Here is a 14,923-nt window from a genome sequence, read left to right on the forward strand (position 1 = left end):
TTCTGTTGTGGTGCCAAGGGAATGGAGTCGATGTAATAGAAGCTTCCAAGATTTGCCTGCAAGCGCAGGCCCACCCCGTGAGGCACTGTTTACCATGCTCCAGCAACTGTCCAAACTCATCGTAGCTAGTGCCCTTGTGCTGGCTGTTTCTCCGGCCATTGCCGCCGACTCCTTACGCATTGGCGTGGTGCCGGGCGCCTATGCCGATTCCATCAATGCCGCGGCCAAGGATGCCAAGGCCCAAGGCATTAATGTCGAGGTGATCGAGTTCACCGACTGGACCACGCCCAATGTGGCGGTGGATAACGGCGATATTGATCTCAATTACTTCCAGCATCAGCCTTTCCTGAAGAACGCCATCGAGAAAAACGGCTACAAGCTGGCCAGCGCGGGCACGGGTATTTTGGCCAATGTGGGAGTGTATTCGCTCAAGCATCAGGCGGTGGACCAGGTCCCCCAGGGCGGTAAGGTAGGCATTGCCAACGACCCCGTGAACCAGGGGCGTGGTCTGCTCCTGTTGCAAAAAGTCGGGCTGATCAAGCTCAAGCCAGAGGTCGGTTATCTGGGCAGCCTGGATGACATTGCCGAGAACCCCAAAAAGCTCAGCTTTGTGGAAGTAGAAGGCCCGCAACTGGTGCGTATTACGGGGGATGTGGATATTGCCCAGGGCTATCCGCATTTCATCGTGGCGGCCAAAGCCTTTGATCCTTCCAGTGGTCTGGCCTACTCCGGTATTGAAGATGCGCAGTTTGCCATTCAGTTCGTGGTGAACGCGGACCGTACCAACGATCCTGTCATTCAAAAGTTCATTTCCATCTATCAAAACTCGCAGTCTGTGCGTGACGTGTCGCGTGCGGCATTCAATAACGACGAGCGCCTCTACACCCTGGCCTGGCTGAATGCACAAGGAGGGGCGAAATAATGGCTGCGATCTTCTCCTCTCGCCTGCAGCGTTGGGCGCTGGGCATTCTGTTTGCCGCTGCCCTGCCGTTCAGCAGCTCTGCCGCCGTGATCAAAGTGGGCTCCATTCCCGGTGCAACCTCGGATGCGGTGCAAGCGCTGATCCCGGAAGGCAAAAAGCAGGGTCTGGATATTCAGTTGGTGGAATTTACGGATTGGACGCTGCCCAACGAGGCTGTCAACAACCGCGATATTGATGTGAATTTCTTCCAGCACCAAGCCTTTTTGAACAATGCCATCAAAGAGCGTGGCTACGACCTGGAATTGATTGGTCTGGGCTTGCTGCAAAACATTGGCCTGTACTCGAACAAGTATCAGTCTCTGGACCAGGTTCCCAAGGGCGCAACCGTGTCCTTGCCGAATGATCCGGTCAATCAGGGCCGTGGCCTGTTGCTGCTGCAAAAAGCGGGCCTGATCACCTTGCGTCATGGTCTGGATACCGGAGCCACGGTCAATGATGTGGTGGACAACCCCAAGCAGCTCAAGCTGGTGGAAATTGAAGGCCCGCAACTGATCCATTCCCTGCCGGATGTGGACCTGGCTGTCGTCTGGCCCAGCTATTTCGTCAGCGCTGGCCGCAAGGCGGATGCGGGCAAGGCCTTGGTCTATTCCGGCATTGCCGACACCTTTTATGCAATGGGTTTTGTCACGCGTAAAGACCGCGTCAACGACCCTGCCCTGAAACAGTTCGTGGAGCTGTTCCAGCAGTCGCAAGCGGTACGCAACACGATTGCAGACCGCTTTGATCACAACCCCCATCTGTACACCTTGCCCTGGCAAGGCAGCAGCACAGCGAGCAAGTGATATGGCATACACATCAGCACTACGGCGTAATTTGGACGAGCTGCGGGACACCGCCGAACAGGCCGCAGGACAGCGCGAGGTTCACAAGGCCAGTGCGTCTGTCAAAGCGGAACTGGAACAGCAGCCCAGCGTCGTCAAGGCGGGCAGCGTGGCCTTCCGTAATCTGTCCAAAATCTATCAGTCCTCGGCAGGTGCCGTGCCTGCCTTGCAGGACATTGATCTGGACATCGCGCCAGGCAGCATCTTCGGCATTATTGGCCGTAGCGGCGCGGGTAAATCCAGCTTGCTGCGCACCATCAACCGGCTGGAGCGCCCGAGCAGCGGCCAGGTACTGGTGGATGGCGTGGATATTGCCCGCTTGAATGAATCGGAACTGGTGCAGCTGCGTCGCCGCATTGGCATGATTTTTCAGCACTTCAATTTGTTGTCTGCCAAAACGGTGTACGAGAACGTGGCTTTGCCCTTGAAGGTGGCCGGGGTGTCGGCACAAGACATTGCTCAGCGTGTTCAGGAACTGCTGCAACTGGTCGGCTTGCAAGATAAGGCCGATACCTATCCCAGTCGTTTGTCGGGTGGGCAAAAGCAGCGCGTGGGCATTGCTCGCGCCTTGGCAACCGGCCCGGAGATTTTGCTGTGTGACGAAGCCACTTCGGCGCTGGACCCGGAGACTACGCAATCCATTCTGAGTTTGCTCAAGGACATTAACCGCCGCCTGGGCATTACCGTCGTGCTGATTACGCACGAGATGAGCGTGATCCGTGAAATTGCCGACCGCGTGCTGGTGCTGGAAAAAGGCCGCATTGCCGAACTGGGCGAGGTCTGGCGTGTGTTTGGCAAACCGCAGCATGACGCCACCAAGGCGCTGCTGGCCCCCTTGCAGCACACACTGCCGGAGGACTTGCAGGCACGTCTGGTACAGCAGCCTCCTGAAACTGGCACGTACAGCCGCATCCTGCAATTGAGCTATAGCGGCGAAGGTGGCTGGGAGCCGGATTTGCTGCGCATTGCCCGCAGCCTGCCCGGCCAGCCGCAGCTGGTTCATGGTGGCGTGGACCGCATTCAGGGCCATGCACATGGACGTTTGCTGGTCGCCATTGAGGGGCATGTGAGCCTGCCCGATTTGACATCTTTGACGCAAGGCCCGGCGGCCATCGCGCATCACATTGAGGACATTGGATATGTTGTGGAATCTGAGTATCCCCGCTGAGCGTTATTGGCAGGCTTTTCTGGACACGTTGATGATGGTGGGCGTGTCTGGGGGCATTGCCTTTCTGGCCGGTATTCCGCTGGCAGTGCTCTTGATTGTGACGGCCCCCCATGGGTTTTGGGAGTCGCCCAAGATCAACCGGGCGGTGGGTAGCGTGGTCAATGGTTTCCGGGCCACGCCCTTCATTGTTTTGCTGGTTGCGTTGATTCCTTTCACGCGCTTGCTGGCAGGCACCACGATTGGGGTGTGGGCGGCCATTGTGCCCTTGGCAATCAGCGCCACGCCTTTCTTTGCCCGTATTGCCGAGGTCAGCCTGCGCGAGGTGGACTCGGGCCTGATTGAAGCGGCTCAAGCCATGGGCTGCAAGAAGTGGGACATCGTGCGCCACGTCTACTTGCCCGAGGCACTGCCCGGCATTGTGGGTGGCTTCACCATCACCATCGTGGCTTTGATCAGCTCGTCTGCCATGGCCGGTGCGGTCGGTGCCGGTGGCTTGGGTGACTTGGCGATCCGCTACGGCTACCAGCGTTTTGATACGCAGGTGATGTTGATCGTGATTGCCGTGTTGATTGCTTTAGTGACTGTGGTGCAGTTTGCTGGCGACCGCTACGTGCAGTGGCTGCGCGCACGTTGATCCGAGTTCAGCCAAGGGCTGGCGCACGTAGTGGCGTCGCCTTGGCAACGAGTGTGATGTTCTTTGTTTGCTCGGACGCTCTGTCTTGAGCCGGGACGCAGGTGCTGGAGGCTGCGTCTATCCCTACCGTTTTTAGTCATTGAAAAGAGTGCCGTATGAATGATCGGATTACTCAGGGCGGAGCTTTGCCCGAAGCATCTGCAAAGCAGCGTCTGCCCTTGCCCCCCCAACAGCCTCATGTGATTGGCAGCGAGGCCGAAGCCCTCGCCATTGCCCGGCAATTGGCTGCTGAATTTGCCCAAACTGCTGCCGAGCGCGATCGCCTGCGCCAGCTTCCCTGGGACGAGATAGAGCGCTATACCGCCAGCGGCTTGGGTGCCATCACTATTCCCAAAGCCTATGGCGGCCTGGAAGTTTCCAATGAAACGCTGGTACAGGTTTTTGCCATCATCAGCGCGGCTGACCCTTCTCTGGGGCAGATCCCGCAAAACCATTTCGCGCTGATCCAGAACCTGCAAGACACCGGCACTGAATCTCAAAAGCAGCGTTGGTTCAAGGCGGTGCTGCAAGGCGCGCGTTTAGGTAATGGCGGGCCGGAAAAAAAGGGCAAGGCAGCGGTGATTACCGACATCACTGCCCATCTTGCTCGGGCAGCGGATGGCCGCTTGTGCGTTAGCGGCACACGCTTTTATTCAACCGGGGCCTTGTTCGCCCATTGGATTCCTTTCCGGGCTGCGGATGAGCAAGGCCGTGGCGTACAGGTCTGGGTGCGTCGTGATGCGCCCGGCGTGCAGGTGATTGATGACTGGAACGCTTTTGGGCAACGCACCACCGCCAGTGGCAGTGTGGTGTTCGAGCAGGTCCTGGTCGAGGAAGACCATGTGCTGGAAAGCTGGCGTTTTGCGGACAAGCCTTCCTTGTCGGGTCCTATTTCTCAACTGATTCAAGCCAGTATTGATGCCGGTATCGCTCAGGGGGCCTTGCAGGATGCACTGGAATTTGTCCGCAATCGTGCGCGCCCCTGGACCGATTCGGGTGTGGCCAGTGCCACGCAGGACCCTCATATCATTCAGGAAGTCGGGGCCTTGCAGATTGAGGTGGATGCTGCTCAGGAAGTCTTGCTGGAGGCAGCGCGTTTGCTGGATGAATTGGCCGCCAAGCCCGTGGATGCAGACAGCAGCGCCCGTGCTTCTGTAGCCGTTGCCGAGGCCAAAATCCTGACGACGGAAGCGGCCCTGAATGCCAGCGAACAGCTCTTTGCCTTGGCCGGCTCGTCGTCCACCCGTGCAGCTCATAACCTGGACCGCCACTGGCGCAATGCCCGCGTGCACACCTTGCATGATCCGGTGCGCTGGAAATATCACTTGCTGGGTAATTACCTGCTCAATGGCGCCTCGCCGTCTTATCACCAATGGAACTGAGGCCATGACAACACAGCTTTCTACATCCGTACACATCATCCAGTCCGAGGCCGAAGCGCTGCAAGCCGCCGAGCAGTTTGCACAATCCATTGCCCAGGATGCGCTGGAGCGTGATCGCGACCGTATCTTGCCGCATCGAGAGGTGGAGCAATTCAGTCAAAGTGGCTTATGGGGCATTACGGTCCCCAAAGAATACGGCGGCGCGGGCGTTTCCGCCGATGTGCTCACCCGTGTCGTGCAGCGCATTGCCAAGGCCGATGGCAACTTTGGCCATATCCCGCAAAACCACTATTACGCGTTGGAAGTGTTGCGCGTGGGGGCGACGCACGAGCAAAAGGCCTTTTTCTACGATCAAGTGCTGCAAGGCAAACGCTTTGGCAATGCATTGGCAGAGATCGGCAAGAAGGACTTTGTCCGTCGCACGCAGTTGCTGAAAGAACCCGATGGCTGGTTTGTGGATGGCCGCAAATTCTATTGCACGGGCTCGCTGTTTGCACACTGGATTCCCACGCTGACGACTTCGCCTGATGATGGCCGCCTGTATCTGGTTTTTGTACCGCGTGGGGCTGCAGGCGTCACGCTGACAGACGATTGGGACGGCTTTGGCCAACGTGTCACAGGCAGTGGGTCGGTGGAGTTCACGCGTGTTCCTGTGCAGCCGCAATGGGTTGTGCCGTTCACGGATTCCTTCGAGCGTCCGACCACCATTGGCCCCTATGCCCAGATCATCCATGCAGCACTGGATTTGGGCATAGGCCAAGGGGCTTTTGCGGCCACCTTGCCCTTTATCCGCGAGCACAGCCGCCCCTGGATTACCGCTGGCGTGGACAGCGCCGCACAGGACCCCTTGCTTCTGCAGGAGGTGGGCAATGTGCATGTGCGTTTGCGTGCCGCGCAAGCGCTACTGGCCCGCGCCGCCCGCTTTGTGGACGCCGCCCAGCAAGCACCGGATGAGGACAGCGTGGCTGAGGCCTCCATTGCCGTTGCGCAGGCCAAGGCTTTGGCGACCAGTGCCAGTGTGCTGGCAGGCAGCAAGTTATTTGAACTGGCAGGCACCAGCGCTACGCAGGCCCAGCATGGGCTGGATCGCTACTGGCGTAACGCCCGAGTCCATACCTTGCATGACCCGGTGCGCTGGAAGTACCACGCCATTGGCAATTACGCCCTGAATGGAGTGCGCCCGCCGCGCCATGGTGCTTTGTGATGCCACCTGGAAAGCTGTGTTTGGGCATGGCTGCAGGGGTGAGGAAGCGTTGCGCAGTATGGCTCAAAGCATGTCAGTAAATACGTTCCAGCAAGACACATATGCGCTTCGATATGGCCTGTTTTCCAGGCCACAGATCTTTCTCTTTTATCTGGATGTTGATTGATGACTATCTCGAAGATTTTGAAAAAACTGACGGCGTTTAGCCTGGTTTCTACTGCCGTTTTGTTGAGCAGCACAGCGACCGCTGCGCCATTGAAAATCGGCGTTGTTCCCGGCATTTTTGCGGACTCGGTGGCCGTTGCCGCTCAGGAAGCCAAGAAGCAGGGGGTGGATGTGCAGGTGATCGAATTTACCGATTGGGCCACACCGAATGTGGCGCTGGATGCGGGCGATATTGATTTGAACTACTACCAGAACAGCAATTACCTGGCCAATGCCGTGCGCGACAAGGGCTTCAAACTGGTCAGCGTGCAGCCGGGCATTTTGTCTTACCTGGGCCTGTATTCTCTCAAGCACGCCACGCTGGCCGATTTGCCCGATGGCGCAAAAGTGGCGATTGCCAGTGACGCCGTCAACGTAGGCCGTGGGTTGCGTCTGTTACAGCATGCAGGTTTGATCACGCTGCGCCCCGAAACCGGCTTGCTGGGTACTCCCGATGACATTGTTTCCAACCCCAAGAACCTGAAGTTTGTGGAAGTGGAAGGCCCGCAATTGGCACGTGCCACACAGGACGTGGATCTGGCTCAGGGCTTTCCGTATTTCATCCTGGCCTCCAACGCCTTTGATGCTACGAAAGCCTTGTCCTTGACCAGTTACGAGGACGACTCCTGGGCGATTCAGTTTGTGGCCCGTAGCGACAGGACGGAAGATCCGCGCATTGCCCAGTTCCTGGAGGTCTACAAAACATCGCCTGCGGTGCGCGAGGCAATCGATCAGTTCTACCAGGGCGAGAAAAAGCTGTATCGCCTGACCTGGTTGCCGCATTAAGCAAGGAGAATGCCCCATGACGCAGCCCAAGAAACACATCCATATCAACGCTTTCAACATGAATTGCGTCGGCCACATCCACCATGGTTTGTGGACGCATCCGCGTGATCAATCCACGCAGTATCACACTCTGAAGTACTGGACGGACCTGGCTCAAACGCTGGAAAAAGGCTTGTTCGACGGCATCTTTCTGGCGGATGTGGTCGGCTATTACGACGTTTACCAGCAAGGTGTGGACTTGACGCTGCGCGAGGGTATTCAACTACCGGTGAACAACCCCTGGCTGCTGGTCTCGGCCATGGCAGCCGTCACGCAGCATATTGGCTTTGGTCTGACAGCGTCAGTGGCGGCTCATCACCCCTACACCTTCGCACGCGATGTCAGCACGCTGGATCAGCTAAGCAATGGCCGCATAGGCTGGAACATCGTGACTGGCTATGTGGATAGCGGGGCGCGGGGTTTGGGGCAGGATGGTCTGGATGCACACGACAGCCGTTACGACCGGGCCGAGGACTTTCTGCAATTGGCTTACAAGCTGTGGGAAGGCAGCTGGGAAGATGGCGCGCTGATTGCCGACAAGCAGCGTCGTATCCATGCCCTGCCCGAGAAAGTGCATACCGTGCATCACGAAGGGCCGTTTTATCGCAGCAATGCAATTCATATGAGCGCGCCCTCTCCTCAGCGCACGCCTCTGCTGTTCCAGGCAGGCACTTCGGCGCGGGGGCTGCAGTTTGCCGGGCAACATGCTGAAGGGGTTTTCATCGGTGCGCGGGACCCGGAAGCGGCCAGGGACTCGTCCCGCAAGCTGCGTCAGGCAGCGGTCAATGCGGGACGGCAAGCGCAGGACCTGAAGATTTATGCGGGTGTAGCGGTCGTTACGGGTGCTACGGAAGCCGAGGCTAAAGAGAAGTATGCCGACTATCTGGCCCATGCCAGTTCCGAGGGCGGCCTGGCGCATTTTGCGGCCAGTACCGGCGTGGACTTTGCCCAGTATGACCTGGATGAACCCATCCGCTTTGGCCCCAGCAACGCGATTCAATCTGCAGCGGCCGCAGCCCAGAAACAAGGCTGGACGACGCGTCGCAAGCTGCTGGAGCAATTCACGCTGGGTAGCCGCTACAAAACCATTGTGGGCGACCCGCAGCAAGTGGCGGATGCGCTAAGCACCTGGATTGATGAAGGCGAGATCGACGGCTTCAATCTGACCCGCATCGTCGTGCCCGAAACCTGGGAAGACTTTGCCAGCTACATCGTGCCCGAGCTGCAAAACCGGGGCCGCTATCGCACGGCGTATGAAGGTGGAACCCTGCGCCAGCAATTGTTTGGACAAGGAGATCGGGTATCTGCCACGCACCCTGCCGCGCAGTGGCGGCATTTGGTGCCCGGTTCGACCCCGGAGGCGGGATCGGATGAGGCCGCTACCTCTGCCTTGCAGGCAAGCTGATTAAGGCGAGAAAGAGCCAGTATCTGCTGCGTTGGATCATTTTTTACGACCCCTTTTTTAAGGTCAGGATCATGTTGTTTGCCCGTTTTTCTATTCGTGCCGTGTTTGCCTTGGCAGCTTTGAGCCTAGCGGGCCATGTGTCTGCTGCTGCATTGAAAATCGGCGTCACGCCCGGCTCTTTGGCCGATTCTGTTGCCGTGGCAGCCAAGGAGGCCAAGAAACAGGGTCTGGAGGTCGAGGTGATTGAGTTCACCGACTGGACCACGCCCAATACGGCCTTGGCCTCCGGGGATCTGGATTTGAATTACTTCCAGCATCAGGCTTTCCTGGACAATGCCGTCAAGGAAGGCGGCTATGCCATTGAAAGTGTGGCTTATGGTTTATTGCCCAATATTGGCTTGTATTCCAAGCAGTATTCGTCCTTGGATGCGCTGCCCGAAGGCGCTTCTGTTGGGGTGGCGAGTGATCCGGTGAATCAGGCGCGCGGCCTGCTGCTTTTGCAGACGGCTGGCCTGATTCAGCTGAAAGAGGGTGTGGAGGCACGTGCCTCGATTCATGATGTGACGGCCAACCCCAGAAAGCTGCGCATTGTGGAAGTCGAAGGGCCGCAATTGGTGCGCGCAGCCGATGACCTGCCCTTGGTCCAAGGCTATCCAGCCCATTTTGTGAACGCCGGGCAGTCCGAGCTGGCCAGCAAGGCCTTGCAGTATTCCACGGTGGATGATCTGTACTACGCGATTCGCTTTGTGGCTAGAAGCAGCCATAGAGAGGATCCGCGCATACGCCAGTTTGTGGATCTTTATCAAAATTCCCCTGCCGTGGCCGCGCAGATCGACAGGTCTTTTGCGGGAGACAAGAAGCTGTATGCCTTGCCGTGGAAGACGGCGGGTCATGCCTCCATTACGCAGGTTCCTTGAGGGCTGCACATCATGATTACTGACACTGCCGTTTTTTCCTCTGATGTTGCGCCACGCCGGACTGTGCCAGAAAGGGCAGAGCCAGCAAGTGCACGAGCTTCCGATCTGGGCGCCTTGCGTGCCCGTTTCAGCGCCCTCTTTCAGCGCATTGCCGATACTGCGGCGGAGCGCGAGCATACCCGTACCTTGGCCTATGCGCCCATTCTGTGGCTGAAAGATAGCGGTTTTACGGCTCTGCGTGTGCCGCCTCAATGGGGTGGCAGTGGTGTCTCCATTTCGGTGTTCTTTGAGCTTTTTCAGGACCTGGCCGCGGCCGACTCAAACGTCGCCCAAATTCTGCGCCCTCATTTCGGTTTCATCGACCGATTGTTGATTGATCGGGATGAGGCCACGCAAGCGCAGTGGCTGCCATTGGCAGGCCAAGGGGCGATTTTTGGTAATGCCACGACCGAGACTGGTTTGGGCGCTGTAGGCCAGTTGCAAACCACGCTGGAGCCCGATCCAGAGCAGGCCGGTCAATGGCGTCTGAATGGCCGCAAGTTCTACAGCACGGGCACCTTGTACGCGGATTGGGTCACGGTGGTGGCTCGCAGCACAGGAACGGAGAAGGAGGATGAAACGGTACATGCCGTGGTCGCCACCGATCAGGAAGGGGTGGAGCGTCTGGATGACTGGCATGGCTTTGGCCAAAGGCTGACGGGATCTGGCACGACGGTGCTGACGGATGTGCTTGTGCCTGAGAGCGCCATCATCCGTTTTCCGCGTCAGGAACCCACACCGTTGGTGGCTTATTTCCAGCTGGTGCATTTGGCGACCTTGGCGGGTATCGCCCAAGCCTTGCAGCGTGATGCAGTGGCCTATGTGCAGGCGCGCAAGCGTGTCTTTAGCCATGGTAGTGCGGCGCTACCCAAGGACGACCCCTTGGTGCAGCATATTGTGGGAGAGCTGGCCAGCACGGCCTATATTGCCCAACTGGCGGTACGTGATGTGGCGGCTCATTTGCAAAGCATTGCGGATCAGCGGCAGGCGGGTGTGGAGGTCTCCCGCGAAACTTTGGACGCTCTGGAGCTACGCACTGCACAGGCGCAAGTAGCCGTGGTGGAGCCCGTCTTGCGGGCGGCCACGCGCCTGTTTGATGTGGGTGGCTCTACGGCCCTGGAGGAGTCCCGTCGTCTGGATAGACATTGGCGTAATGCGCGAGCCCTGGCCTCGCACAATCCGGTGATCTACAAGGCTCGGTCGGTGGGGGATATTTTGCTGAACGAGGCCGAGCCTGTGTACTACTGGCATGTGGGGACCAAGGGGAGTTGAGCTAATGCGGCCAGAGGCGGGGCCGCCTCTTGGAAACATAAAGGGCATGAATTAATCGTGCCCTTTATGTTGTCAGCCTTGAGCGCGCAGCCTCTCAGGGTAAATCACCGACAAAATAGTACGCTAAGCGCGTGATGAGGCTGGCACCCAGCGATAAAGCGTAGGAACGGATACGTCCAGGTTCTTGGCCACGTCCTTGAGTGGTACACCGCTGGCCAGCAGCTTCTTGGCTGACTTGATTTTGTTGTCGTTCATCTTGGGTTTGCGACCACCCTTGCGGCCAAGCTGCTTGGCGACTTCCAGCCCGGTACGGGTACGTTCGACTGTCAGTTCGCGCTCCATCTCGGCCAGGCTGGCCATGACGTGGAAGAAGGACCGACCAGACGGCGTGCTGGTGTCGATGGAGTCGGTGAGGCTTCTGAACTGGATACCTTGTGTGCGCAGTTCGTTGACCAGATCGACAAGTTGCTTGACTGAGTGGCCCAAGCGGTCCAGCTTCCAGACCACCAATGTGTCGCCCTCGCGCAGCATTTCGAGCGCTTTGACCAAGTCTGGACTATTTGCTCGCGTGCCACTTACCTTGTCTTCAAAGACCCTCTGGCACCCGGCCTGAATCAAAGCTTCGCATTGCAATTCAAGGTTCTGATCTTGCGTCGAGACGCGCGCATAGCCTATCAGCATGGCGTGTCGCCGTCTGCATCCTGACGAACGGCAAGTAACTGTTGAAGCAATTCCGGTAGTGCTGTCTGCACGGTGTCCCACACGACATCGAGGTTGACGTCGAAGTAGCCGTGGGCGATGCGGTTGCGCATACCGCGCATATTACGCCACGGCACTTGTCCATGAGCCTGAGCGAACTCGAGGTCAAGGTAATCCGGAAGACGGTACTTGCTCATACTGGTTGCGCCTCTGCAAGCACTTGGGCACGGACTTTAGGTGGTAGGTCACCGGGCGTCAGCAAATCGACTTGAATACCGAGCAGTGATTCCAGCTCGTCTTGCAGGCCTCCCAGGTCAAACAGCGTCGCACCAGGCAGTGCGTCAACCAGCAAATCAATGTCGCTGCCATCCTGGTCGGTGCCATGTAGTACCGAACCGAAGACGCGTGGATTCGCCGTGCGAAAGCGGCTTACGGCTTCACGCACTGCATCTCGGTTCATGTCGAGCACAACAGATGGACGCATGGTCATCCCTTCTTATCAAAACTCATCAAAACGGTAAGTTATCGAGAATGGGATTTCAAGGCCTGGTTCCTCAGATCGAAATTATTACGAGAGTTGAAACAGCCTGGCCGCATTGTCATAAAACAGCTTGTCCAGAATTGCATCCTTGAAACCCAGCTGCTGGAAGTCCTCAATACTCTGGCGAATCGGGCGGAAGGTATAGGACGAACCAAACAGCAATTGCTCGGACAGGAAGCTATTGGCTGCCTGCACATAGCCCTCGTTTCCCGGCTGGAAAATGTACATATCCGGCACCAGATGCACGTTCTCGTGCAGAAAGGCCAGGCCTATGGCCTGTTGCACATTGGGCCAATAGCCGTGATAGACCACTAAAGGCAGATCCGGGAAGGCTTTGGCCACTTTGGCCAGCCCGGCCGGGTCGTTGTAGCGCGGGTCCGGCGTGGTGGGGCCACTCATCAAAAAGACGGGTACTTTCAGGTGGCGCGCCAGTTCGTAAACGGGCCAGTAAACCGGGTCATCGGGGTGACGTGCTGGAACACCAAAACCCGGCTCGATATCAATGCCGGACAAGCCCAGCTCCTTGATGGCGCGTTCTGCCTCGGCCAGGGCTTGCTGCTCGCCTTGCAGAGCCGGATCAATACCGGCAATGCCCAGCAATTCATCGTGTCCGTGCACGATCTGATGAATGGTGTCGTTGGGCAAATGTTGCGACGGTGTGTGGCGGCCTACGACGACCGCTTTACTCAGTCCGGCCTGGCGCACTTCTTCCAGAAAGCCTTCCTGGCTAAGTGACTTTTCAAAGTGAGTATCGCTGCCACGAGTGCCAACGCGGCGATTCAGCCAACGCGCGGTGGCATGTTCTGGCGTACCAGGTTCGGCCCCGAAAAACTTGTGCAGAAAGGCAGGTCGGCAGCGTAGATCGATTATTTTCTGGCTCATGATGCAGAAGAAAGTTGCTGGTTTTGAACACCGCGCGCGTCAAAGGCGCCGCCGGTCTGGGCGCGATCACTGACGGTGACGGCGCGTTTGCCCAGAAGTGGAAATACCAGCTCGGCAAAGCGGATGGATTCTTCCAGATGCGGATAGCCCGATAGCACGAAGGAGTCCGCGCCCAGGTCTATGTATTCCTGCAAGCGCTGGGCCACGGTTTGGGCGTCGCCCACCAGTGCGGTGCCTGCCCCGCCCCGTACCAGTCCCACCCCTGCCCACAGATTGGGTGAGACTTCCAGTTGATCGCGACGGCCACCGTGCAAGGCGGCCATGCGTTTCTGGCCTACCGAGTCCATGCTGGCGTAATTGGCCTGCGCCTTGGCAATGTCCTCGTCCGTCAATTTGCTGATCAGGCGATCCGCCTCGGCCCAGGCTTCCTCATTGGTTTCGCGCACGATCACGTGCAGGCGTACACCCAGCCTTAATTTGCGGCCACGGGCGGCGGCACGGCGGCGGATGTCCTCAAATTTCTTGCCCACAGCAGCCGGTGGTTCGCCCCAGGTCAGGTAGGCATCGACATGCTCGGCAGCCAGTTCATGGGCGGCGTCTGAGGAGCCGCCAAAGTACAAGGGCGGATAGGGTTTTTGCACAGGCGGGAAAAAGTTGCGGCCATTCTCTACCTTGAAATGCTTGCCCTGAAAATTCACGGTGTCGCCAGAGAGCAATTGACGCCAGATCGTCAGGTATTCATGGGCGTATTCATAACGGGCATCGTGGTCCAGAAACACGCCTTCGGCGGCCAGTTCGGTGGCATCGCCGCCGGGCACCACATTCAGCAGCAAACGGCCATGCAGGGCCTGGTCCAAGGACGCTGCCTGACGTGCGCTGGAAACGGGTGCGCCCAAGGAGGTACGCAGTGCCACCAGCAGCTTGATGCGCTGGGTAACAGGAACCAGGCTGGCCGCCACTACCCAGGGGTCCAGGCAGGAGGCGCCGGTGGGAATCAGCAAGCCGTCATAACCCAGGTTCTCGCTGGTGACGGCAATGCTGCGCAGATACTCGTTGGTAGGCGCGCGGCCAAAGTCGGATTTGCCCAGATAACGGGTATCGCCCGAGGTGGGCAGGAACCAGAAAATATCGGGTGTGGTGGAGGTGATTTGGCTCATGCTGCCTGCGCCTCCAGAATAGAGTTTCGCAGTGGCAAACGCGTCTGAATACTGTGCAGTACCGGCACGGCCAGATCAACGGTGCGCTGGATGTGCTGTTGCAGGGCGGCGCTGGTGACTTCGCCGTCCTGAATCTCCTCGGGCGTGGCATAGACCCCGATGGGCAAGGTCAGAGCCTGGAAGAAGCTGAACAGGGGCCGTAGCTGATGTTCGATGACCAGGGCATGGCGTTGGCTGCCGCCAGTGGCGGCCAGCAATACGGGGGTGCCATTCAGGGCATTCATGTCGACCAGATCGAACAGGTGCTTGAGCAAGCCCGGAATGCCCGCGCGAAAGATGGGCGAGCCCACGATCAGAAAGTCGGCCTGCTCAATGGCGGTGATGGCCTGATGCGCATGGGCGGGCAAGGCGTCGGTGGACAGGGCCGCGCCAAGTTCGGGCAGCAGGTTGACCAGCTCGATGTTTTGCACGTCCAGTGCCAGTTGGTCGTTCAGTGTGTCGCGCAGCGCATCCAGCAGCACTTGCGTGCGGGAGGGACGGTGCAAGCTTCCATTCACAATAACGGTTTTCAGAGGGCGGCTCATGGCAATTCCTTGCAGTGAAATCAGAACAAGGTGCCGCCAGAAAACGGGGGCACCTGTGCGAGTCAATGCCTTGTATTACATGCCTGATCGCCGCTGCCACGAAAGACAATTCGCTCATGTGTTTATGGTCGATAAGCGTCCTTACTCTTTTGATTTGCTTATGAAAAT

The 14,923-nt window shown here is 58.1% G+C and carries 15 protein-coding genes and 1 pseudogene; 10 read left to right on the forward strand and 6 right to left on the reverse strand.

All coding sequences use genetic code 11. The features are described 5' to 3' along the window. The first annotated feature begins 94 nt into the window (after positions 1–94). From NBV64_RS00540 to NBV64_RS00585, 10 genes are all read left to right on the forward strand, one after another. A complete protein-coding gene (locus NBV64_RS00540; RefSeq protein WP_250756413.1) occupies positions 95–922 on the forward strand; it encodes a MetQ/NlpA family ABC transporter substrate-binding protein in 828 nt (275 codons plus the stop codon). Continuing rightward, positions 922–1,764, forward strand: a complete 843-nt coding sequence (locus tag NBV64_RS00545; protein WP_250756414.1) for a MetQ/NlpA family ABC transporter substrate-binding protein — start codon at positions 922–924, stop codon at positions 1,762–1,764. Before NBV64_RS00540 ends, NBV64_RS00545 begins: the two co-directional genes overlap by 1 nt. A 1-nt stretch (position 1,765) precedes the next feature. Further along, positions 1,766–2,971 carry a methionine ABC transporter ATP-binding protein gene (locus NBV64_RS00550; RefSeq protein WP_131071128.1) on the forward strand — a complete coding sequence of 402 codons (1,206 nt, stop codon included), beginning with the start codon at positions 1,766–1,768 and terminating at the stop codon, positions 2,969–2,971. Beyond that, on the forward strand, positions 2,943–3,605 hold the full coding sequence (locus tag NBV64_RS00555; protein ID WP_009461203.1) for a methionine ABC transporter permease: 663 nt from the start codon (positions 2,943–2,945) through the stop codon (positions 3,603–3,605). The genes NBV64_RS00550 and NBV64_RS00555 overlap by 29 nt, the downstream gene beginning before the upstream one ends. A gap of 155 nt (positions 3,606–3,760) precedes the next feature. Continuing rightward, positions 3,761–5,026, forward strand: a complete 1,266-nt coding sequence (locus NBV64_RS00560; RefSeq protein ID WP_250756416.1) for an SfnB family sulfur acquisition oxidoreductase — start codon at positions 3,761–3,763, stop codon at positions 5,024–5,026. Positions 5,027–5,030: 4 nt separating this feature from the next. Beyond that, positions 5,031–6,230 (forward strand): SfnB family sulfur acquisition oxidoreductase, encoded by a 1,200-nt coding sequence (locus tag NBV64_RS00565; protein WP_250756417.1) that lies wholly within the window; start codon positions 5,031–5,033, stop codon positions 6,228–6,230. A 165-nt stretch (positions 6,231–6,395) separates the two neighbouring features. Further along, positions 6,396–7,220 carry a MetQ/NlpA family ABC transporter substrate-binding protein gene (locus tag NBV64_RS00570; RefSeq protein ID WP_250756418.1) on the forward strand — a complete coding sequence of 275 codons (825 nt, stop codon included), beginning with the start codon at positions 6,396–6,398 and terminating at the stop codon, positions 7,218–7,220. A gap of 16 nt (positions 7,221–7,236) precedes the next feature. Further along, on the forward strand, positions 7,237–8,664 hold the full coding sequence (locus NBV64_RS00575; protein ID WP_250756419.1) for an LLM class flavin-dependent oxidoreductase: 1,428 nt from the start codon (positions 7,237–7,239) through the stop codon (positions 8,662–8,664). 71 nt (positions 8,665–8,735) lie between these two features. Beyond that, positions 8,736–9,581 carry a MetQ/NlpA family ABC transporter substrate-binding protein gene (locus NBV64_RS00580; protein WP_250756420.1) on the forward strand — a complete coding sequence of 282 codons (846 nt, stop codon included), beginning with the start codon at positions 8,736–8,738 and terminating at the stop codon, positions 9,579–9,581. A 12-nt stretch (positions 9,582–9,593) separates the two neighbouring features. Further along, positions 9,594–10,892, forward strand: coding sequence for an acyl-CoA dehydrogenase family protein (locus NBV64_RS00585; RefSeq protein ID WP_250756421.1), 1,299 nt, complete (start codon positions 9,594–9,596; stop codon positions 10,890–10,892). 123 nt (positions 10,893–11,015) lie between these two features. On the opposite strand, the gene NBV64_RS00590 is transcribed toward NBV64_RS00585, so the two are convergent. The 6 genes and pseudogenes from NBV64_RS00590 to msuE all read right to left on the reverse strand — a co-directional run bounded on the left by NBV64_RS00590 (position 11,016) and on the right by msuE (position 14,755). Further along, positions 11,016–11,573 (reverse strand): recombinase family protein, encoded by a 558-nt coding sequence (locus NBV64_RS00590; RefSeq protein ID WP_009461194.1) that lies wholly within the window; start codon positions 11,571–11,573, stop codon positions 11,016–11,018. Next, positions 11,567–11,752, reverse strand: a pseudogene (locus tag NBV64_RS00595) (HepT-like ribonuclease domain-containing protein); the annotation flags it as partial. The pseudogene NBV64_RS00595 and the gene NBV64_RS00590, both read right to left, overlap by 7 nt. Positions 11,753–11,784: 32 nt before the next feature. Then, positions 11,785–12,075, reverse strand: coding sequence for a nucleotidyltransferase family protein (locus tag NBV64_RS00600; RefSeq protein WP_250756423.1), 291 nt, complete (start codon positions 12,073–12,075; stop codon positions 11,785–11,787). 84 nt (positions 12,076–12,159) lie between these two features. Continuing rightward, entirely contained in the window at positions 12,160–13,014 is an 855-nt protein-coding gene (locus NBV64_RS00605) for an amidohydrolase family protein (RefSeq protein ID WP_250756425.1), read from the reverse strand. Then, the gene (gene ssuD / locus NBV64_RS00610) at positions 13,011–14,171 is read right to left on the reverse strand and encodes an FMNH2-dependent alkanesulfonate monooxygenase (RefSeq protein ID WP_021447128.1); all 1,161 of its coding nucleotides are present in this window, start codon (positions 14,169–14,171) and stop codon (positions 13,011–13,013) included. The genes NBV64_RS00605 and ssuD overlap by 4 nt, the downstream gene beginning before the upstream one ends. After that, positions 14,168–14,755 carry an FMN reductase gene (msuE, locus tag NBV64_RS00615; RefSeq protein ID WP_250756426.1) on the reverse strand — a complete coding sequence of 196 codons (588 nt, stop codon included), beginning with the start codon at positions 14,753–14,755 and terminating at the stop codon, positions 14,168–14,170. The genes ssuD and msuE overlap by 4 nt, the downstream gene beginning before the upstream one ends. Between the last annotated feature and the right edge of the window lie 168 nt (positions 14,756–14,923).

It is taken from the genome of Alcaligenes sp. DN25, from assembly GCF_023674485.1.
In the GTDB taxonomy this organism is placed as follows: Bacteria; Pseudomonadota; Gammaproteobacteria; order Burkholderiales; family Burkholderiaceae_B; genus Alcaligenes; species Alcaligenes phenolicus.